The organism is Cellulomonas hominis, from assembly GCF_014201095.1.
Lineage (GTDB): Bacteria > Actinomycetota > Actinomycetes > Actinomycetales > Cellulomonadaceae > Cellulomonas > Cellulomonas hominis.
Window position 1 is genome coordinate 4,161,432 of sequence record NZ_JACHDN010000001.1, and the last position, 19,308, is coordinate 4,180,739.

The following is a 19,308-nucleotide window of genomic DNA, read 5'->3' on the forward strand; positions in this document are numbered from 1 at the left end:
CGTCACTCGGCCGACGAGGGCGCCGTCAGCTGGGCCACCAGGTCGTCCGACCACGCGGCGAGCGACTCCGGGCCGCCGTACGCCCAGATGCCGACGCCCGCGCGGTACACGTGGCCCTCCTGCACGAAGGGCAGCGACTGCCAGACCGGGTTGCTCGCGAGGGTCGTCTCGACGACGTCGTCCTCGTCGTCGTTGCCCCAGTACAGGAAGCGGGTGTCGGCCGGGAGGGCGGTCAGGCCCTCGACGTCGACGTAGGACAGGCCGTAGGCGTCGTCGCCCGGGTCCTCGGTCGCGGAGCCGAGGCCCATCTCCGTCGCGACGGCCTGGAAGGCGCTGCGCGGGCCGTGCATGCGGATCGTGACGTTCGCGCCCTCGGCGTACGGCGAGGCGAACACGACCGGCGCGCCCTCCAGCCCGGCGTCCGCGATCGCGGCGGCGTTGTCGGCGATCGTCTGCTCGGTGGCCGCGACCACCTCGTCGGCCGCGTCCTCCGCGCCGACGAGGGTCGCGATGTCGCGGAACGTGTCCTCGACGTAGCCCAGCGGGTCGGCCGCGTCGGCGCCGTCGAACAGCGCGATCGGGGCGATGCGGGCCATCTGCTCCATGGCGCCCTCGGGGATCGAGCTGGTCACGCCGACGATGAGGTCGGGCTCCAGGCCGGCGATGGCCTCGACCGAGGGCTCGCCGCGGGTGCCGACGTCCTCGGGCTCGGTGCTGAGCGGGACGCTGGTGCCGACCCACGAGGTGTAGCCCGCGACGTCCGCGGCCCCCACCGGCTCGACGCCGAGCGACGCGAGCATCTCGGTCTGCATCCACTCCAGCGACACGACCCGGGTGGCTGGCGCGTCGAGCTCGACGGTCTCGCCGCGGTCGTCCGTGATGGACACCGGGCCGCCGGCGGCGGTGGAGCCCGCGTCGCCGGCGGGCTCGCTGGGCTCGTCGGTGGTGCCGCAGGCCGCCAGGGCGGTCATCGCGCCGACGGCCAGCAGGGCCGCGAGCGTGCGTCGGGTGGTCATGGTTCCTCGTGTCTGCGCGGGAGGTGGAGGGCGCCCGCGCGTCGCGCCCGGAGTCCCCGCACCGGTCGGCGCGGGGTGGGGGGTCAGGGGGCCGGCGTCAGGCGCCGACGGGGTCCGGCACGCCGGCGACGGGACCGGGTGCCCGCTCGGGGGCCGCCGCGACGCGCCGGAGCAGCAGCCGCGGGGCGTGCACGCCGAGGTGCCCGGTGCGGGGGTCGGTGCGGACCTGGATGTCGATGTCGTACACCTCGCTGAGCAGGGCGGACGTCATCGCGCGCTCGGGCGGACCGTCGGCGACCACGCGGCCGTCGCTCAGCACGAGCACGCGGTCGGCGACCGCGGCGGCCTGCTCGAGGTCGTGCAGCACGACCCCGACGGCGACGCCATGGGCGTCGGCGAGGGAGCGCATGAGCTCGAGCACCTCGACCTGGTACCGGAGGTCCAGGTGGTTGGTCGGCTCGTCGAGCAGCAGCACACCGGTGTCCTGCGCGAGCGCGGAGGCGAACCAGACGCGCTGCACCTGCCCGCCGGACAGGGCGTCGACGTCGTGGCCCGCCAGGTCGGCGATGCCGGCGAGGGCGAGCGCGCGGTCCACCGCGGCGTGGCCCTCGGGGTCGCTCCCCCGCCAGCCCTGCCGGTGCGGGTGCCGCCCGAACTCGACCGCGTCCCGCACCGTGATGCCCGCGGGCGTCGGCCTTGACTGCGCCAGCAGCGTCACACGCCGGGCGAACTCGCGGGCGGACAGCGCGTCCGCGTCGCCGTCGGCGAGCGTCACCCGGCCGGCGGACAGCCGCTGGAGCCGGGCCATGCCACGCAGCAGCGTCGACTTGCCGGAGCCGTTCGGCCCGACCAGCGCGGTCACGCGCCCGGCAGCCAGCTCGACGCTGGCGCCGGTGACGACGGGGTCGCCGCCGTAGCCGATGCTGACGTCGGCAGCGGCCATCGCGGAGGTGTTCAGCGGCACGTCTCGGGACCTTAGCGAAGCCTTACCTCAGAAGTCCATCGGGCGTCCGCGGGGTGGCAGGTGGCCGCAGCCAAATCCCGGGACGCTCCCCCGCCCGCGCCGCTACCGTGCGCCGCATGATCGTGTGGACGACCGCGTTCCTCGACGGACCCGCCGACGGCTGGGCCGCCACCCTGGCGCACTGGCAGGCCGTCACCGCGGGGACGCTGTCGGCGTTCCGCGGCCCGGACGAGGAGTTCGTGACCGTGCTGCCGCCGACGGGTGACGCCTTCCTGCGCGCGCAGCGCACCCGGTCCGGGCCGCCCGGCGTGCACCTCGACCTGCACGTGCCCGACGTCCGCGCGGCGGCGGACGTCGCGGTCGCGCTCGGCGCCCGGGAGGTGGCCGCGTCCGGGCACGTCGTCCTGACCTCGCCGGGCGGGATGCCGTTCTGCTTCGTCCGCCCCGGGGAGCACGGGCACCGCCCCGCCCCGCAGCGCTGGCCCGCCGCCGCCGGAGCCGCCCCGCACGCCAGCCTGGTCGACCAGTACGCGATCGACGTCCCGGCGGACCGGTGGGCCGCCGAGGCGGCGTTCTGGCCGGCGCTCACCGGGTGGGCGCCGCGCCCCGCCGCGTCCGGTGCGACGCTCGTGCCCCTGGAGCGACCCGCGGGCCTGCCGCTGCGGATCCTCCTGCAGCGGCTCGACGAGCCGACCGGCCCGGTGCGGGCGCACCTCGACGTCGCGTGCGACGACCGGGACGCGGAGACCGCCCGGCACGCAGCGCTCGGGGCGCGGGTCGAGCGGGTGCGGGAGCGGTGGACCGTCCTCGTCGACCCGGCGGGACGCCGGTACTGCCTGACGGACCGGGACCCGACGACCGGGCGCGGCTGACCGCGTCCACCCCCCGGGCCCCGGACCGGCGTCAGGCCCGGCGGTCCACCAGGAGTGCGGTCCCCGCGGCGAGCACCGCCGCCGCCAGGACGACCGACGGCCAGGCGCCGAGGCTCCCGGCCACGACGTGCGACGCGACGAAGCAGACCGCGCCGAGGGCCACGACAGCCGCGACCCGCAGCACGCCGGCCGATCGGACACTCCGCGCGGCGCACCACGCCACGCCGCCCGCGAGCACGACGCCGCCGAGCGCGCGCACGCCCGTCAGCTCCGCGACCGCGAAGCCGAGCACGAGCGTCGCGGCGGCGAGCACGGCGGTCGGCACGGACGGCAGCGGGCCGCGCCGGGACGCCCCCGTCCCCCGGGGTCCGGGGACCCCGGGGGACGTCGGCCGGTCGAGGCGCGTCACACCTGCTCCTCCACCGCGGCACCGGCGAACTGCGACTGGTACAGCCGGTGGTACGCCCCGCCCGCGGCGATGAGCTCGTCGTGCGTGCCCTGCTCCACGATGGCGCCGTGCTCCATCACGAGGATGAGGTCGGCGTCGCGGATGGTGGACAGCCGGTGGGCGATGACGAACGACGTCCGCCCCTCCCGCAGGGACGCCATGGCGCGCTGCAGCAGCCGCTCGGTGCGGGTGTCCACGGACGAGGTGGCCTCGTCGAGGATGAGCACCGACGGCTGCGCCACGAACGCGCGGGCGATCGTGAGCAGCTGCTTCTCCCCCGCCGACAGGTTCGCCGCGTCCTCCTCCAGCACGGTGTCGTACCCGTGCGGCAGCGAGTGCACGAACCGGTCCACGTACGTGGCGCGGGCCGCGGCCAGCACCTCCTCGTCGGTGGCGGACTGCCGGCCGTAGCGGATGTTCTCCCGGATGGTGCCGGCGAACAGCCACGGGTCCTGCAGCACCATGCCGGTGCGGGCCCGGGCGTCGTGCCGGGTCAGCGTCGCGATGTCCTGGCCGTTGACCAGGATCCGGCCGCCGTCCAGCTCGTAGAACCGCATGAGCAGGTTGACCAGCGTGGTCTTGCCCGCGCCGGTCGGCCCGACGATCGCGACCGTCTGCCCGGGGCGCACCGTGAACGAGAGGTCCTCGATCAGCGGCTGGTCCGGGCGGTACGAGAACTGCACGTGCTCGAACTCGATGGTGCCGTCGCCCTCGGCCGGCCGGGGCGCGTCCGCGGGCTCGGTGCTCTGCTCGTCCTCGTCGAGCAGCTGGAACACGCGCTCCGCCGAGGCCGTGCCGGACTGGACCACCGCGGCCATGCCGCCGAGCTCGGACAGCGGCTGCGTGAACATCTGGGCGTACTGGATGAACGCCTGCACGCTGCCCAGCCGCATCGTGCCGTTCGCGACCATGAGGCCGCCGAGCACCGCGATGCCGACGTAGGTGAGGTTCCCGACGAAGGACATGCCCGGCCAGATGATCCCGGAGAGGAACTGCGCCTTGAACGAGGCCTGGTAGAGCTCCTCGTTCTCCGCCCGGAACTTGTCCTGGAAGTCGCGGCGGCGGCCGAACACCTTGACGAGCGCGTGGCCGGAGAAGGACTCCTCGACGCGGGCGTTCAGCCGGCCGACCTTGCGCCACTGGATGCCGAAGGCCTTCTGCGACTTCGGCCCGATGACCCCGAAGATGACGCCCATCAGCGGCAGGGAGACCAGCGCCACGAGGGCGAGCTGCCACGAGATCGAGAACATCATGACCAGCACGCCGATGACCGTGAGGATCGAGGTCAGCGCGGTGGACAGCGACTGCTGCATCGTCTGCGTGATGTTGTCGATGTCGTTGGTGACGCGGGAGATCAGCTCGCCGCGCTGCACCTTGTCGAAGTACGCCAGCGGCAGCCGGTTGATCTTCGCCTCGACGGACTCGCGCAGCCGCCACATGGCCCGCACCATGACGACGTTGATGATGTAGCCCTGCAGCCACATGAGCAGCGCGCTCGTGACGTACAGCGCGAGCACCGTGAGCAGCAGCCGGCCCAGCAGGTCGAAGTCGATGCCCTCCCCGGGCACGACCCGGTCCATGGCCGCGACCATGTCCGCGAGCTGGTCCTGGCCCTGCGCGCGCAGGCCGGCGACGGCCTGGTCCTGGGTGATCCCCGCCGGGAGCTGCCGGGACACGAAGCCCTCGAACACCGCGTCGGTGGCGCGCCCGAGCACCCGGGGTGCGAGCACGGTGAGCACGACGCCCGCGGCACCCATCAGGGTCACCGCGACGAGCGCCACCTTGTACGGGGCCAGCAGGCCGATCATCCGGCCGAACGACTGCTTGAAGTTGTCGGCCTTGCCGGGCGCGACGCCCTCCCAGGAGTCCGACGCGATCCGCGCCTGCTCCCCGAGCTCGATCTCGAGCTTCTCGTCCTCCGTGAGGACCTCGGTCTTCTCGCTCATCGGCCGGCCTCCACGGAGAGCTGGGACTCCGCGATCTCGCGGTAGGTCTGGTTGCCGGCCAGGAGCTCGGCGTGGGTGCCGAGCCCGGCGACGCGGCCGTCCTCGAGCACGAGGATCTGGTCGGCGTCGGTCACCGTGGACACCCGCTGGGCGACGACGATCTTGGTGACCTCCGGCAGCTCGCGCCACAGCGCCTGGCGCAGCCGGGCGTCCGTCGCGAGGTCGAGCGCCGAGAACGAGTCGTCGAACACGAGCACCGGGGGGCGACGGACCAGGGCCCGCGCGATCGCCAGGCGCTGCCGCTGACCGCCGGAGACGTTGGTGCCGCCCTGGGCGATCCGGGCCTCGAGGCCGCCGTCCATCTGCGCGACGAAGTCCGAGGCCTGCGCGATCTCGAGCGCCTGCCACAGGTCGGCGTCCGTCGCGTCCTCCTGGCCGAGGCGGAGGTTGGACGCGACGGTCCCCGCGAACAGGAACGGCCGCTGCGGCACCAGGCCGATGCCGGACCACAGCGACTCGAGCTCGGCGTCCCGGACGTCGGTCCCGCCGACGCGCACCGTGCCGCCGGTGGCGTCGAACAGGCGCGGGATCAGCGAGACGAGCGTCGTCTTGCCGGAGCCGGTCGACCCGATGACGGCGAGCGTCTGCCCGGGCCGCGCGGTGAACGTCAGGCCCGACAGCACGGGGTGCTCGGCCTCCGGGTAGGCGAACGTCACGTCCTCGAACGCGACCTCCCCCGGGCGGGTCGCCTCGCGCACGGGGTCGGCGGCCTCGGCGAGCGTGGACCGCGAGCCCAGCACCTCGCTGATGCGCTCGGCCGACACGGCGGCGCGCGGGATCATCACGGTCATGAAGGTGGCCATGAGGACGCCCATGAGGATCTGGCCGATGTACTGCATGAAGGCGAGCAGGGTGCCGATCTGGACGTTCCCCGCGTCGACCTCGATGCCGCCGAACCAGATGACGCCGACCACGGTGACGTTGAGCACGAGCATCGCCAGCGGGAACAGGACGACGAACAGCGACCCGATCTTCCGGCCGACGACCATGATGTCGGTGTTCGCGACACCGAACCGCTCGGACTCGATGTCCTCCCGGACGAACGCGCGGACCACCCGCACGCCGGTGAGCTGCTCGCGCATGATGCGGTTCACCGCGTCGAGCTTGCCCTGGTAGGACCGGAACAGCGGGACCATCCGGCCGATGATGAGGGCGGCGATGACCAGCAGCACCGGGACGGACACGGCGATCAGCCAGGACAGCCCGACGTCCTGCCGCAGGGCCATGACGATGCCGCCGATCGCGAGCATCGGGGCGGAGACCAGCATGGTCGCGCCCATCATGGCCAGCATCTGCACCTGCTGGACGTCGTTGGTGTTGCGGGTGATGAGCGAGCCGGCGCCGAACCGGGAGATCTCGCGCTCCGAGAACCCGCTGACCCGCTCGTAGACGTCGTCGCGGATGTCGCGACCCGCCTGCATCGCCGCGCGGGCCGCGCAGTAGGTGGCGGCGATCGCCGCGAGGATCTGGCCGAGCGACACCGTGAGCATGAACGCCCCGGTCCGCCAGATGTAGCCGGTGTCGCCGCGGGCCACGCCCTGGTCGACGATGTCGGCGTTGAGGCTGGGCAGGTAGAGCATCGCCAGGGCCGAGCAGAGCTGGAACACCAGCACGCCGGCCAGCAGCCATCGGTAGGGGCGCAGGTAGCGCCAGAGCAGTCGTGCGAGCACGCGGTTCTCCATGTCGACGAGTCGAGGGGCGGTTGCCTCGGCCGGTGGGGGGACCGTCCTGGTTCGGCTCCGACAGGCTACGCACACCCACCGACACCCACCGAGCGTTTTGGGCGGCGCTGAGTGGTCGCAGGCCGACAGGCAACCGATGGTTGCCTGAGACGCGGCGCCCGAGTAGCGTGAAGCGCAATGATCGGTTGCACAAGCGAGGAGGCGGCGATGGAGGGCGAGGTCGGCAGCATCGAGCGGGAGGTGCGCGTGGCGGCGCCCCCGGACGTGGTCTACGAGGTGCTGAGCACCCCCGAGCACCTGGCGCTGTGGTGGTCGGACGACGCGGTGCTCGGCGAGGCGCGACCGGGCGCGGAGGGCGAGCTCGTGTTCGGCACACGCGGCGAGCCGGACGCGGTGGTCGAGCGGCTCACCGTGGTGGAGGCGGACCCGCCCCGGGTCTTCGCGTTCCGCTGGACGCACGCGGCCGGCGAGGCGGCGGCCCCCGGGAACTCCTACCTCGTGACCTTCGAGCTCGTGCCCGACGGCGCAGGCACCCTGCTGCGGATGGTCGAGACCGGCTTCCGGGAGCGCGGCTGGGAGGTCGCGGTCCTCGAGGAGCGCTACGCCGACCACGTCCAGGGGTGGGACTGGTTCCTCCCCCGGCTCGCGGCGCACGCGACGGCGCTGGCGCAGGCCCGGCCGTGACCGCCGACGACACGCTGTGGTCCGCTGTCGGCGACCCGACCCGGCGCCGGCTGCTCGACCTGCTGCTCGCCGAGGGCGGCGGCACGGCGACGAGCCTGGCCGAGCGGGTACCCGTGACCCGCCAGGCCGTCGCCAAGCACCTCGCGGTGCTGGACCGGGCCGGCCTGGTCCGGGCGACCGTCGCGGGACGGGAGCGCCGGTACCGGGTGGATGCGGCGCAGCTGGCCCGCGCGGTCGCCGAGCTCGAGGCCGTCGGGCGCGCCTGGGACGCCCGGCTCCGCCGCATCACCCGCCTCGCGGAGGCGGTCCACGCCGGGCGCACCCGCACCACGACGCCGCAGGAGGACTGACCATGGCGGAGATCCGGCACCGGGTGGGCGTGCGCGCCCCGGCCGCGGACGTGTACCGCGCGCTGACGACGGCGGAGGGCGTGGCGGGCTGGTGGGCGACCGGCGCGTCGGGCGACGGCGGCCCGCGCGGGCGGCTCGCGGCACCCTTCCCGCCGGTCGCGGAGCCCTACCTGCTCGACGTCCTGGCGGCCGATCCCGGCGCGCACGTGCGCTGGCGGGTGGCACAGGGGCCCGAGGAGTGGCTGGGCACCGAGATCGACTTCGCCCTGCGGGCGGCGGGTGAATTCACGGTCGTGCTGTTCCGGCACGAGGGCTGGGCCGAGCCCGTCGAGTTCCTGCACCACTGCAGCACGAAGTGGGCGACGTTCCTGCTCAGCCTGCGTGACCTCGTCGAGGAGGGCGCCGGCCGGCCGTGGCCGCGGGACCCGAAGATCGACGACTGGGACCGGATCTGACCCCCGCGGGGCCCGCCGGCGATGTCGTGCCCCTGCTTCCCCTCCCGTGCCCCCCCGCACCAGCCGACCCCCTCCGGACGGTGAAGCACATGACCGCACGCACCGCCTGGCCGCGCGTCCTCCTCGGCGGTACGCCGGTCGACCTGCTCGACGCCCCGGACGCCGTCGCGACCATCGTCGCCCACGCGACCAGCACCGAGCCCTGGCCGCTCGGCGTGATGAGCGCGAACCTCGACCACATCCACCACTTCGGCTGCCACGGGCCCTCCTCGCTCGTGCCGTTCACCTGGGCGCACCCCGCGGCGGGCGAGCCGCCCCGGGCGCGGTTCCGGCCCGAGGACGCCGCGGCGCCCGCGGTCCGGTGGCTCAACCTGCTCGACGGCGCCCCGCTCGTCCGGCACGCGGCCCACCTCACCGGCCGCGCCTGGCCCCGCCTCGCGGGCAGCGACCTGATCGACCCGATCCTCGACGCCGCCGAGGTGCAGGGTCTCCGCGTCGGGTTCCTCGGCGGCCGGCCCGAGGTGCTCACGGCGCTCGGGGAGCGGCTGGCGGTGGACCGGCCGGGCCTGGTGGTGGCCGGCGCGTGGTCGCCGGACCGCGGGGACCTGGACGACGCCGCCCGGTCCCGCGACTGGGCCGACCGGGTGCGCGCCGCCGGCGTCGAGGTGCTGGTCGTCGGGCTCGGCAAACCGCGCCAGGAACGCTGGATCCTCCGGTACGGGCCGCTGACCGGGGCGCGCGTGCAGCTCGCCTTCGGTGGGCCGGGGCCCTCGTCCCCGAGCCGGAGGTGTGAGGATCGGCGCATGGACCTGGGCGACATCGAGATCACCACGCTGCGCGGCGAGCGCACCACCTTCGGCGCGCTGACCGGGGGCCGCGTCGCCCTCGTGGTCAACGTGGCCTCGCGCTGCGGGCTCGCCCCGCAGTACGAGCAGCTCGAGGAGCTGCAGCGCACCTACGGCGACCGGGGGTTCACCGTGCTCGGCGTCCCGAGCAACCAGTTCCTGCAGGAGCTCGGCTCGTCGGACGCCATCGCCGAGTACTGCTCCGCGACCTGGGGCGTGACGTTCCCCATGACCGAGAAGGTCAAGGTCAACGGGCGCGGTGCGCACCCGCTGTACCGCGCGCTGACCCAGGTCCCGGACGCCGGCGGCAAGGCCGGGCGCGTGCAGTGGAACTTCGAGAAGTTCCTCGTGCACCCGGACGGCTCCGTGCGACGGTTCCGGCCACGGACCACGCCTGACGCGCCGGAGGTCGTCGAGGCGATCGAGGAGTACCTGGGGGCGGGCACCCGCGACGCCTGAGGCCGGTGCACCGGGTCGGCCGCCGGTGCGCGCGCTACGGCCGGGGCGCGAGGTGCTCCAGGTACAGGGACCCGAGCACCCGCTCCAGGCCCGGCACGAGACTCGCCGCGTACTCCCGGATGAAGACGTCGACCGACCGGCAGAACTCGGGGCTGCCGGGCGCCTCGGTGGTCCCGGACCACGGGACGATCTCGTCGTACGCGGTGAAGCGCACCCACTCCTGCACGTCGCGCTCCCGGGCAGCGCGGATGGCCCGGTCCCGCAGCCCCGCGTCCCCTTCCGTCGGTGGCGACCACGCCAGAAGGGTCGGGACGACCGCGGGGTCCTCTGTGCGCGCGTACAAGAAGAGGGCCGCGCCGCGGACCTGGGGGGCTCGGTCACGGAGCGCGCTCGCCGCGAGCTCGAGCACCCGCGGGTCGGTGCGCACGCGGGACCCGGCGAACGTCACGAGGTCCCGACGCACCGGGGCTCGACGCTCCGAGCCGTACGCCTCCGCCAGCAGGGGGACGAGGTCCGGGCCGGCCGACGGCAGGTACTGGTGGGCGACGTTGCCGCGCGGCAGCGGTGTCGCACCGGCCATCACGGCCAGCAGCCCGCGGACCTGGTCGTCGGTGAGGTGCTCGGCGCGCGGCACGCGTCCTCCTGGTGGGTGGTCGACGGCTGCGGCTGCGGTCGGTGCAGACGCTACCGGCACACGGGGCCTGAGGAACCTCCGCTACCGCTAACCTCCTGATCAGGACGTGAACCTCCCCGACGCAGAGTGGACGGAAGCACCGGTGAGCCTGAAGACAGAAGCCTGGGCGTACTTCGATCGGATCATCAGCGACGCAGCGCCCGACAGCGCCCACTCCAACCCGTGGGTGCGGGAGGTCGACGGGCGCCTCTCCTACGAGCCCGACTTCGACACCCTCGAAAGGCTCTTGAGCGTCCCGCTCCACCTCAGGGCGACGACGCAGACCGGGGTGCCTGCGCTGGCGCTGGACGTCTGGCTGAGCCACGAACTCCGACGCGCCGGGTTCGGGCCGGACTCCGTGTGGCCCCGGGCGAGCCACCCGCGCATCCTCCCGCAGCCGGTGGCCAACCTCATCGCCGCCGCCCCGCGGAGGCTGGCCAAGGAGATCGAGCACCTGCTGCGGTCGAAAGCCACGGTCAAGGAGGTCACGAGCGCCTCCGCGAGCATCCTGGGCAAGAACTATCTCAAGCAGGTCGACGTCATCATGTCGGACTGGCAGACCGGCCCCGAGATCCTGATCTCGACGAAGCGCATGGACTCGTCGTTCGGCAAGAACGCGGCCAACCGGATCGAGGAGTCGTACGGCGACGCCAAGAACCTCCGCCTTCGTCACCCGCTGGCCGCGTTGGGATTCGTATTCGGACTGAGGTCCACGATCCTCCAGGAGGAGCCCGAGAAGGCCGAGTGGCTGATCGACCTGCTGGAGAAGCTGGGACGCGAGGACGACGCTTACCACGCGACATGCCTGGTCATGCTCGACTACGGGGGTGAGATCGACGACGACGACACCCTCGATGCCGACGACGCCCTGGTCGCGGCAGGGTTGGAGAGCGACCCCGAGGCCGACGAGGGCATGCCTGTCGTGGCGATCTCCGAACTCGAGGGGGTGATCGCGGCGATGCCGGCCGTGCGGGTTCAGCACGCGTCGATCCCGGACGCGCTCAGCCCGGCGACGTTCCTCGCCACGATGGTGCGCAGGGTGCTCGACACTACCCCCGTGACGCTCCACCGCGACGCGCGCGCACGCCTGAAGAGGCCGCGGGATCGCGAGTAGGGCCGATCAGGCGGTCCGGACCCGCGGTCCCAGGGCGTCCAGCATCGTCGCCGACAACCCGTATGCCCTGGCCGCCGCCTCAGTCGCTGCGACACGGTCCCGGTCGCGAAATGCCTCTCGGAGGCGCTCGGCCGTCGGACGGTCGATCGACTCAGGCGCCGGCACACGGATCTTCCGGAGGTACTGCGCCTGGAAGCGCATCGTCCCGCCACGCATCTTGACGCCGTACGCATCGACGAACGCCTCGGCGACGCGGCTGAGCAGGAGACCGCCCAGCACTTCGAGGTCCCATCCGGTGGACACGATGTAGTACAGGTTGTGGTGCGGGTAGAGCCCGCCCGGCTCGAACACCGGTGTGATCTGGGCCTTCATGTCGTGCAGCAAGAGCTTGGGCCGCTCTGCCAAGCCCGGGTACACCCTGTCGATCGTGCGGTACCACGCCGTGGGACGTCGCCTCGCGACAAACCGCTTTCGAACCGCGGGATCGGCCGCGAGCAACCGCGCCATGCGGGGGTACCGCTGAAGGTCCACGAGCTCGCCCCGCCCGTCCCACGGATTGATCAGGCACCGACGACGGTGATCCGAGAGGACCCCCGTGCGGATGTCGTCCGCCATGACCAGCGGAAGCAGCCGGTCGGGCTCGATGTCGACCTCGTCGGCGTCGACGATGAACACCTTGTCGGCTCCTGACGCGACCCCGATCGAGATCTTCGTCGTCCCGCCAGTGTCCTCGAGCCGCGGGAAGTTCTCGTTCAGGTGTTCGAGGAGCGCGATCAGCCCAGGGCTCCCGGATGGCCACAGGTCGCCACCGCCGAACCAGTCCTCCAGGCGCACGCCCGTCCAGCCGTCGCCGCAGGCGCGGTCGGACTCAGCCAGGGTGAAGGAGACCGCGGCGTCGGCCGCCTCGGCACCGAACTCCCCTGTCGTCTCGAGCAGCGCGACCACGCTCTGAGGGCGATTCGAGATCACCGTGATCGCGGGATAGGCGGCGACCTCCGCATGGAACGCGTCGACGTCGTGCATCTGCCACACCGCATCGACGGAGTACCCGTCCGAGATCAGGCGTCGAAGGCGAGCGCCGTAGGAGTTGCGCATCCACCGGTCGGCACAGATGAACCCGAGCCGACCGCCGGGCTTGAGCAGTCCCAGCGAGCGCTCGTAGAACCCGACGAAGATGTCTGAACGTCCCCACATCGTCGACCAGCGGGCCCGGTATGCGGTCGCGGTCGCCTCATCGAGATCATCGGCGCGGACGTACGGCGGGTTGCCGACGACGAAGTCGGCCTCGGCGTCGATGTCGTCCAGCAGGAAGTCGCCGTGGTGCACCCAGGTATTCGCAAGCCATCGGGCTTCTCCGTCGTGCGCTCCGTGCGCGCGGAGCGTGCCGACGACGAGTGCTCTGCACGCCTCGACGTGCTGCCCCTGCAGGTCGTACGCCCGGATCGCATCGGCCAACTCCGCGAAGGGGACGTCGTGCCGACGAGCGCTCCGGCACAGGCGCTCGACGATCGGGCCCAGGAACGCACCCGAACCCACGGCGGGCTCGATGATCGTCGAGGCAGCGAGGTCCGTCTCGACCCGGTAGCCCACCATGTCCAGCAGCGCGTCGACGACCCACCGACGGGTGAACACCTCCCCGTACTCGACCTCGGTCGGCTCCGCCATCGCCACGGTCCGGATCCTCTCACGGGGGTCGGACACGGCCGCGGACCGCCGCGCCCTCAAGCCCCGCTCCGCTCCCCCATCAGGTGCACCGCCAGCACCGCCACGTCGTCGTCCCGCTCGTGCGCGTCGAACCGCCCGAGCAGCACGTCGCACAGCTCGCCGGCGTCCAGCGTCCGCGCGGCCGCGGCGACCTCCGCCATCCGGTCGAGCGCCTCCCGCAGGTTCCCGGTGCGCCGCTCCAGCAGCCCGTCCGTGACCAGCACGAGCGTGCACGGCCCGTCGGTGGCGATCCGCTCGACGGCCCGGTCCTGCGTCCGCCCGACGCCGAGCAGCGGGGAGGACGCCCGCACGTACCGCGCCCCCTCGGGCGTCACCAGCAGCGGCGGCAGGTGCCCGGCGTTCACGACCTCGACGGTGCCGTCGCGCAGGTCCAGCACCGCGACGCACACCGACACGAGCTCGGGGTGGCTGCGCACCAGCAGGTCGTGCAGCAGGTCGAGCGCCCGCGCGGGCGGGTGGCCCTCCAGCAGGTAGGCGTGCAGCGAGAACCGGAGCTGCGCCATGACGGTCGCGGCGCGCAGCGAGTGGCCCTGCACGTCGCCGATCACGACGGCGACCCGGCCGTCGGGCAGCTCCAGGGCGTCGTAGAAGTCCCCTCCGACGCTGAGCTGCGCGTCGGAGGCGCTGTACCGGGCGGCCATCCGCAGACCCGGCGGCTCGGGCAGGGCGTGCGGCAGCATCGACCGCTGGAGCGTGAGCGCGATGAGGTGCTCCTCGGCGTACGACCGCAGGGTGGCGAGCGCCCCGCCGAGCGCCGCCCCGAGCTGCTCGGCGAGGTCGAGGTCCTCCGCCCCGAGCGGCCCGTCCGGCGTCGCGACGGCGAACCCGCCGAGGGCGCGGCCCGAGCCGTCGACGGCGGGCACGACGAGCCAGGCCGTCGGCGCGACGCCCGCCCGGTCGAGCATCTCCCGCCACACGCCGGGGGCGTCCGCGGCGGTGCTGTCGTACGGTCCGGGGCCCACCGGCGGCGACACGGGCGCCAGCAGCCGGCCGCGCACGACGGGGCGGCCCGGCCCGGCGCACACCACCCGGGTGGCCATGCCGTCCGGCGCGGCGGCGACCACGACGACGGGCGCGTCGAACACCGTCGCCGCGCCCTGGACCGCGGCGGCCACGAGCTCGTCCAGAGACCCCGCCGACGCGAGCGGGACGATCGTCGCCGTGAGGTCCGCGAGCCGGCGCGCGTGCTCGGTGATGCCCCGGCGCGCGGCGTGCGACCGGCACAGCGCCGCGACGGTCGCGAGGAACTCGTCGCGGTCCAGCGGCTCGACCAGGTAGGCGTCCGCCCCGCGCTCCAGCCCCGACGTGCGGGACCGGGCGTCGATGGACGTCGCGGACACGTGCACGACGGGCGCGGCGGTCGCCTCGTCCGCCTTGATCCGCTCGCACACGTCGAGGCCCGACATGTCCGGCAGGTTCACGTCGAGGACCACGGCGTCGTGCCCCGGGGCGAGGTCGAGCGCGTGCCGCCCGGTCGCCGCCTCGGTCACGGCGTAGCCGGCGCGGCGCAGCCACGACGCCATGACGTAGCGGTGCGCCTCGGTGTCGTCGACGACGAGCACGCGGCGCGGGGCGTCGGTCACGGGGCCGCCGTCCCCGCGGCCGCCCGCAGCGCCCGCGCGAGCGTCGCGGCGTCCAGGTCGGACTTGTCGAGGAACGGGGCGTCCGCGCCGGGTGTCTCCCCGCTGGACACGAGCACGACGGGCAGGTCCGCGGTCGCGGCGTCGGACCGCAGCGCGGCCAGCACCGCCGGGCCGTCCAGCCCGGGCATCCGCACGTCGAGCAGCACCACGTCGGGCCGCTCGGCCGCCACCGCGGTCAGCGCCTCGGCGCCGTCCCGCGCCTCGCGGACCTCGGCGGCGAACTCCGCGAGCAGCCCGCGCAGCACCGCCCGGCTCGCGCCGTCGTCGTCGACGAGCAGCACCCGCCCGACCGCCGGCACGCCGGTCCGCTCCAGGGTGAGCGTGAACGTGCTCCCCCGGCCGACCTCGCTCGCAGCCTCCAGCGTCCCGCCCAGCGCCTCGGCCACCCGCCGCGCGTACGGCAGGCCGAGGCCCGTGCCCTTGACCGACGGCTGCAACCGGTTCGGCACCTGGAAGAACTCGTCGAACACGGCGTCGAGGTGCTCGGGGGCGATGCCGAGACCGGTGTCCCGCACCCGGATCACGACGCCGTCGGCATCCCCCGGGCCGGTCACCTCGACGGCGAGCGCGCCCTGCTCCGTGAACTTCGCCGCGTTGGTGAGCAGGTTCCGCAGCACCCGCCCGAGCAGCTCGGGATCGGTGTGGACGACCAGCCCGTCCGGCACCGCGAGCCGCAGGTCGACGCCCGGGCGCAGCAGGGGCCGGACGGTGCCGCCGAGCTCCGCCACCAGCGCGGGCAGGTCCACCCGGACCCGGCGCACGTGCTGCCGACCGGACTCGGCCCGCGCGAGGTCCAGGAGCTCGTTCACCATGCCGAGCAGCGCCCGCGCGCTCGTGTCGAGGTACCCGACCTGCACCCGCTGCTCCTCGTCGAGGTCCCCGTCGGCGAGCAGCGACGCCAGCCCGAGGATCGAGTTCACCGGCGCCCGGAGCTCGTGGCTGACGCTGCGCAGGAACCGCGTCTTCGCGTCGTTCGCCGCCGCGAGCTGACGGCCGCGCTCGTCCAGCTCGGCGTAGAGCGCGACGACGCCGCTGTTCGTCTCCTCCAGCTCGTCGGAGAGCTGGGTGTACATGGCGACGACGCCGCGGTTCGTCTCCTCGAGCTCCTCGTTGGCCCGCACCAGGTCCTGCTCCCGGGCGGCCAGCGCGTCGAGGGCCCGGACCAGCTCGGCGTTCTGCACCCGGAGCTCGGCCAGCGCGTCGGCGGACCGCGGCCGGGACAGGGCCGCGCGGATCTCGTCGAACCGGTGCGCCGGGGGCGCCGACCCGTCGGGCAGGGACTTGCGCAGCACGACGACGTGCTCGCCGTCCGGTCCGGCCGCCGTCTCGACCCGGTCCACCAGGCGCCGGGCCGCCGCGACCCCCTCGCCGCCGTCCGCCGTCAGACCCGGCCCGCTCACCCGGACGCTCAGCTCCGCCCCCACCGGCCGCAGCGCGACCGCCAGCACCGCGCGCCCGCGCCCCCCGCCTGCGCGCCCGCGGCCGCCCGCGACCACCTCGCGCCCCACCTCGGACAGCGCGGTGGCCAGGCGCACCTGGTCCTGCCGGTCGAGTCCGAGCAGCTCGCCGGCCTCCCGCCCGACCTGCCGCAGCACGACGACGTCGCCCTCGGCGAGCACCTCGACCGCGAGCAGGTCGCGGGCCTCCCCCGCGCCGGGCGTCACGCCGCCCCCGCGCGGGCCACCACGACGCTCGCGTCGTCCCGCCGGACCCCGAAGTCCCGCAGCAGCACCGCGGCCGTCACCAGCGGCGAGCGCGCCAGCAGGCCCGGGTAGCCCTCGAGCGTCTGGCGCTCGGTGACGCCGTCGCTGTGCATCACCACCACGGCGCCGCGCGGCAGCGGGTAGGTCGTCTCCCGGATGGTCCGGGCCTGGCCGCCGACGATGCCCGGGTGGCTGATCATCGCCCGCCGCGCGTCCCCGCCGAGCACCACGCCCGCGATGTTGCCGACGCCGGCGTACCGGACCTGGTCGGCCTCGAGCCGCGCGATCGCCGCCGCGGCGCCGCGGGTGCCGGACAGCGCCCGGTGCACGGTCGTGAGCAGGGTCGCCGGGCCACCGGGCGGGGCGGCCCGGAACGCCCGCACCGCCTCGCCGCTCGCGGCCGCCGCGAGCGGGCCGTGGCCGAGCCCGTCGGCGAGGAGCAGCGTCAGCACGCCGTCGTCCTCGCGGACCGCGTACGCGTCCCCGCAGACCTCCTGGCCCGCCATCGGCCGGGTGACCCCGACCGCGGCCGGGACCGGCGCACCGTCCGCGCGCTCGGCGGCGAAGCTCGCCACGATCACCGTGCCCGACCCGGGCCGGGTCCAGACGTCCCAGGACGACGCGAGCCGCGCGACCGCCCCGAGCCCGATGCCCAGCGTCCCCGCCGACGACACCCCGTCCTCCAGCGCGGCCTCGACGTCGCCGATCCCCGGACCGGCGTCGACCGCGACGGCCTCCACGACGGGTCCGGCGGCCCGGTGCCGCACGCGCAGCAGCACCGAGCCCGACCCGGCGTGCCGGACCTGGTTCGCCGCGAGCTCGGTGACCACCAGCGCGACCTCGCCGACGCGCTCCTCGCGCATGCCGACCCGGGACGCCAGCGCGGACGCCGCCCGCCGCACCGTGCCGACCGCGCTCACGTGGTCGACCGTCAGCCAGGCGACGTCCTCGACGGTGCCGTCGGCGCTCACCGCGACCACGACGTGATCGTGACGCGCGTGCCCCGGCCGGGCGCGGTGTCGATCGCGAACTGCTCCACCAGCCGGCGCGCCCCGGACAGCCCGAGGCCGAGGCCGCTGCCGCTCGTCCACCCGTCGGTCATGGCCTGGTCCAGGTCGGGGATGCCCGGCCCCTCGTCGCGGAACTCCACCCGCACGCCGGTGCGCCGCCCGTTGGTCTCGACGGACAGCAGCGCCTCGCCGCCCCCGCCGTAGATCAGCGTGTTGCGGGCGAGCTCGGACGCCGCGGTGACGAGCTTCGTCTGGTCGACCAGGGAGAGCCGGGCGCCCTGCGCGAGCGCCCGGACCGCCTGCCGCACCCGGACGACGTCGCCGTCGGTGGCGATGGCCAGCCGCTCGGCGGCCGCGGGATCGGTGGTGGTCACGCGGTCCCGGCCTCGTCGAGGCCCAGCAGCAGGGCCTCGGGGGACGTGGCGTCCGCCGGCTCCAGCAGGCGCAGGCCCTTCTCGACGTCGAGCGCCGTGCGCACGCCGTCGAGGGACAGCCCGAGCTCCACCATCGTGATCGCGACGGCCGGCCGCATGCCGACCACCACGGTCGTCGCGTCCAGCACCCGGGAGATGCCCGCGATGGACGAGAGCATCCGGCCGATGAAGCTGTCGACGATCTCCAGGCCGGAGATGTCGATGAGCACCCCGCGCGCGCCGGTCTGCGTGATGCGCTCGGCGAGGTCCTCCTGCAGCTGCAGGGCGCTCTGGTCCTGGAGGTCCACCTGGATCGAGACGAGCAGCGTCGACCCGAGCTTGAGGATCGGGACGGCGTCCATCACGCCACCGGGGCCGCGGCGGCCCGCGCCGACCCGTTCGCCCCCAGCGCGGCGACCAGCGCGTCGGCCAGCGTCGCCTTGGTGCTGATGTCGCCGAACTCGATGCCGAGCGCCACGATCGTCTGCGCGATCTGCGGCCGGATGCCCGAGATGGTGCACTCCGCGCCCATGAGGCGCGCCGCGACCACGGTCTTCAGCAGGTGCTGCGCCACCTGGGTGTCCACGGCGGGCACGCCGGTGATGTCGATGATCGCGTGCTCCGAGCCGGTGTCCACGAGGGTCTGCAGCAGCTTCTCCATGACGACCTGCGTGCGGGCCGAGTCCAGCGTGCCGACCAGCGGCACCGCGACGACGCCCTCCCAGAGCTTGACCACCGGCGTCGACAGCTCGAGCAGCTGCTCGGCCTGCTCGGCGATGATCGCCTCCCGCGCGGCGGCGAACGACTCGAAGGTGAACAGGCCGAGGTCGTCGACCAGGCGCAGCAGCGCGGTGACGTCCACGATCTCGCCGCCGTCGGTCGCCCGCTCCCCGATGGCGTACAGGCCGTCCTTCAGCGCGAACACCCCGACCGCGGTCTCGCGCGGCGTGAACCCGAGCCGGGCGCGGGCGGCGGACAGCTCCGCGAGCAGCCCGCGCAGCGCGTCGAACGCCGGCTCGGTGAGCCGGGTGCCGCCCTGCCGCAGGCCGGCGGTCAGCGCCTCGAGGATGTCGGCCTGCTCGCGCTCGGCCTCGGCGCGGGTGGTGCGGCCCCGCAGCTCCGACACGACGGCCTCCAGCCACGCCGCGGAGATCTCCTCCCGCCGGCTCTCGAGGATCTGGGCGAGGCGGGCGGCGTCCGAGGGCATGCGGGGGTCTCCTGGTTCGGTGCGGCTGCGCGGCCCCGT

General features: G+C 74.4%; 19 protein-coding genes and 1 pseudogene. 7 read left to right on the forward strand and 13 right to left on the reverse strand.

All coding sequences use genetic code 11. The features are described from left to right. Nucleotides 1-2: 2 nt before the first annotated feature. Entirely contained in the window at nt 3-1,016 is a 1,014-nt protein-coding gene (locus HNR08_RS19745; RefSeq protein ID WP_146837933.1) for an ABC transporter substrate-binding protein, read from the reverse strand. A gap of 97 nt (nt 1,017-1,113) precedes the next feature. Next, nucleotides 1,114-1,959 (reverse strand): ABC transporter ATP-binding protein, encoded by an 846-nt coding sequence (locus HNR08_RS19750; protein WP_146837972.1) that lies wholly within the window; start codon nt 1,957-1,959, stop codon nt 1,114-1,116. A gap of 137 nt (nt 1,960-2,096) precedes the next feature. On the opposite strand from HNR08_RS19750, the gene HNR08_RS19755 reads away from it, so the two are divergent. Continuing rightward, the gene (locus tag HNR08_RS19755) at nt 2,097-2,852 is read left to right on the forward strand and encodes a VOC family protein (protein ID WP_146837935.1); all 756 of its coding nucleotides are present in this window, start codon (nt 2,097-2,099) and stop codon (nt 2,850-2,852) included. Between the two features lie 31 nt (nt 2,853-2,883). On the opposite strand, the gene HNR08_RS19760 is transcribed toward HNR08_RS19755, so the two are convergent. Genes HNR08_RS19760 through HNR08_RS19770 form a run of 3 tightly spaced genes read right to left on the reverse strand, consistent with a single transcriptional unit; the run spans nt 2,884 to nt 6,976 of the window. Continuing rightward, the gene (locus HNR08_RS19760) at nt 2,884-3,261 is read right to left on the reverse strand and encodes a hypothetical protein (protein WP_246803069.1); all 378 of its coding nucleotides are present in this window, start codon (nt 3,259-3,261) and stop codon (nt 2,884-2,886) included. Further along, the gene (locus HNR08_RS19765; RefSeq protein ID WP_146837937.1) at nt 3,258-5,246 is read right to left on the reverse strand and encodes an ABC transporter ATP-binding protein; all 1,989 of its coding nucleotides are present in this window, start codon (nt 5,244-5,246) and stop codon (nt 3,258-3,260) included. The genes HNR08_RS19760 and HNR08_RS19765 overlap by 4 nt, the downstream gene beginning before the upstream one ends. Then, a complete protein-coding gene (locus HNR08_RS19770; protein ID WP_146837939.1) occupies nt 5,243-6,976 on the reverse strand; it encodes an ABC transporter ATP-binding protein in 1,734 nt (577 codons plus the stop codon). The genes HNR08_RS19765 and HNR08_RS19770 overlap by 4 nt, the downstream gene beginning before the upstream one ends. Nucleotides 6,977-7,165: 189 nt before the next feature. Here HNR08_RS19770 and HNR08_RS19775 point away from each other — a divergent pair, with 189 nt between their 5' ends. The 5 genes and pseudogenes from HNR08_RS19775 to HNR08_RS22085 all read left to right on the forward strand — a co-directional run bounded on the left by HNR08_RS19775 (nt 7,166) and on the right by HNR08_RS22085 (nt 9,781). Continuing rightward, on the forward strand, nt 7,166-7,672 hold the full coding sequence (locus HNR08_RS19775; protein WP_221286390.1) for an SRPBCC domain-containing protein: 507 nt from the start codon (nt 7,166-7,168) through the stop codon (nt 7,670-7,672). Then, the gene (locus HNR08_RS19780; RefSeq protein ID WP_146837941.1) at nt 7,669-8,022 is read left to right on the forward strand and encodes an ArsR/SmtB family transcription factor; all 354 of its coding nucleotides are present in this window, start codon (nt 7,669-7,671) and stop codon (nt 8,020-8,022) included. Before HNR08_RS19775 ends, HNR08_RS19780 begins: the two co-directional genes overlap by 4 nt. 2 nt (nt 8,023-8,024) lie before the next feature. Then, nucleotides 8,025-8,477 carry an SRPBCC family protein gene (locus HNR08_RS19785; RefSeq protein WP_146837943.1) on the forward strand — a complete coding sequence of 151 codons (453 nt, stop codon included), beginning with the start codon at nt 8,025-8,027 and terminating at the stop codon, nt 8,475-8,477. Nucleotides 8,478-8,695: 218 nt separating this feature from the next. Beyond that, nucleotides 8,696-9,226: pseudogene (locus tag HNR08_RS22080) on the forward strand (WecB/TagA/CpsF family glycosyltransferase); the annotation flags it as partial. A gap of 54 nt (nt 9,227-9,280) precedes the next feature. Continuing rightward, complete coding sequence (locus HNR08_RS22085) at nt 9,281-9,781, forward strand: glutathione peroxidase (protein WP_246803071.1); 501 nt, start codon at nt 9,281-9,283, stop codon at nt 9,779-9,781. Nucleotides 9,782-9,815: 34 nt separating this feature from the next. Here HNR08_RS22085 and HNR08_RS19795 read toward each other — a convergent pair whose 3' ends face one another. Then, nucleotides 9,816-10,415: a hypothetical protein gene (locus tag HNR08_RS19795; protein WP_146837947.1), complete on the reverse strand. Its 600-nt coding sequence runs from the start codon at nt 10,413-10,415 to the stop codon at nt 9,816-9,818. Between the two features lie 106 nt (nt 10,416-10,521). On the opposite strand from HNR08_RS19795, the gene HNR08_RS19800 reads away from it, so the two are divergent. Then, entirely contained in the window at nt 10,522-11,568 is a 1,047-nt protein-coding gene (locus HNR08_RS19800; protein ID WP_246803070.1) for a hypothetical protein, read from the forward strand. 6 nt (nt 11,569-11,574) lie between these two features. Here the strand turns inward: HNR08_RS19800 and HNR08_RS19805 are convergent, their stop codons facing one another. From HNR08_RS19805 to HNR08_RS19835, 7 genes are read right to left on the reverse strand one after another with little or no spacing between them, the layout of a single operon-like run. Then, entirely contained in the window at nt 11,575-13,233 is a 1,659-nt protein-coding gene (locus HNR08_RS19805) for an Eco57I restriction-modification methylase domain-containing protein (protein ID WP_146837978.1), read from the reverse strand. A gap of 56 nt (nt 13,234-13,289) precedes the next feature. Continuing rightward, nucleotides 13,290-14,876 (reverse strand): SpoIIE family protein phosphatase, encoded by a 1,587-nt coding sequence (locus tag HNR08_RS22845; RefSeq protein WP_146837951.1) that lies wholly within the window; start codon nt 14,874-14,876, stop codon nt 13,290-13,292. After that, on the reverse strand, nt 14,873-16,600 hold the full coding sequence (locus HNR08_RS19815; protein WP_221286392.1) for a hybrid sensor histidine kinase/response regulator: 1,728 nt from the start codon (nt 16,598-16,600) through the stop codon (nt 14,873-14,875). The genes HNR08_RS22845 and HNR08_RS19815 overlap by 4 nt, the downstream gene beginning before the upstream one ends. Beyond that, nucleotides 16,597-17,619 carry an ATP-binding protein gene (locus HNR08_RS19820; RefSeq protein WP_146837953.1) on the reverse strand — a complete coding sequence of 341 codons (1,023 nt, stop codon included), beginning with the start codon at nt 17,617-17,619 and terminating at the stop codon, nt 16,597-16,599. Before HNR08_RS19820 ends, HNR08_RS19815 begins: the two co-directional genes overlap by 4 nt. After that, nucleotides 17,607-18,023 (reverse strand): anti-sigma regulatory factor, encoded by a 417-nt coding sequence (locus tag HNR08_RS19825; protein ID WP_146837955.1) that lies wholly within the window; start codon nt 18,021-18,023, stop codon nt 17,607-17,609. The genes HNR08_RS19820 and HNR08_RS19825 overlap by 13 nt, the downstream gene beginning before the upstream one ends. Continuing rightward, on the reverse strand, nt 18,020-18,424 hold the full coding sequence (locus tag HNR08_RS19830) for an STAS domain-containing protein (RefSeq protein WP_221286393.1): 405 nt from the start codon (nt 18,422-18,424) through the stop codon (nt 18,020-18,022). The genes HNR08_RS19825 and HNR08_RS19830 overlap by 4 nt, the downstream gene beginning before the upstream one ends. Beyond that, nucleotides 18,424-19,269: an STAS domain-containing protein gene (locus tag HNR08_RS19835; protein ID WP_146837957.1), complete on the reverse strand. Its 846-nt coding sequence runs from the start codon at nt 19,267-19,269 to the stop codon at nt 18,424-18,426. Before HNR08_RS19835 ends, HNR08_RS19830 begins: the two co-directional genes overlap by 1 nt. Between the last annotated feature and the right edge of the window lie 39 nt (nt 19,270-19,308).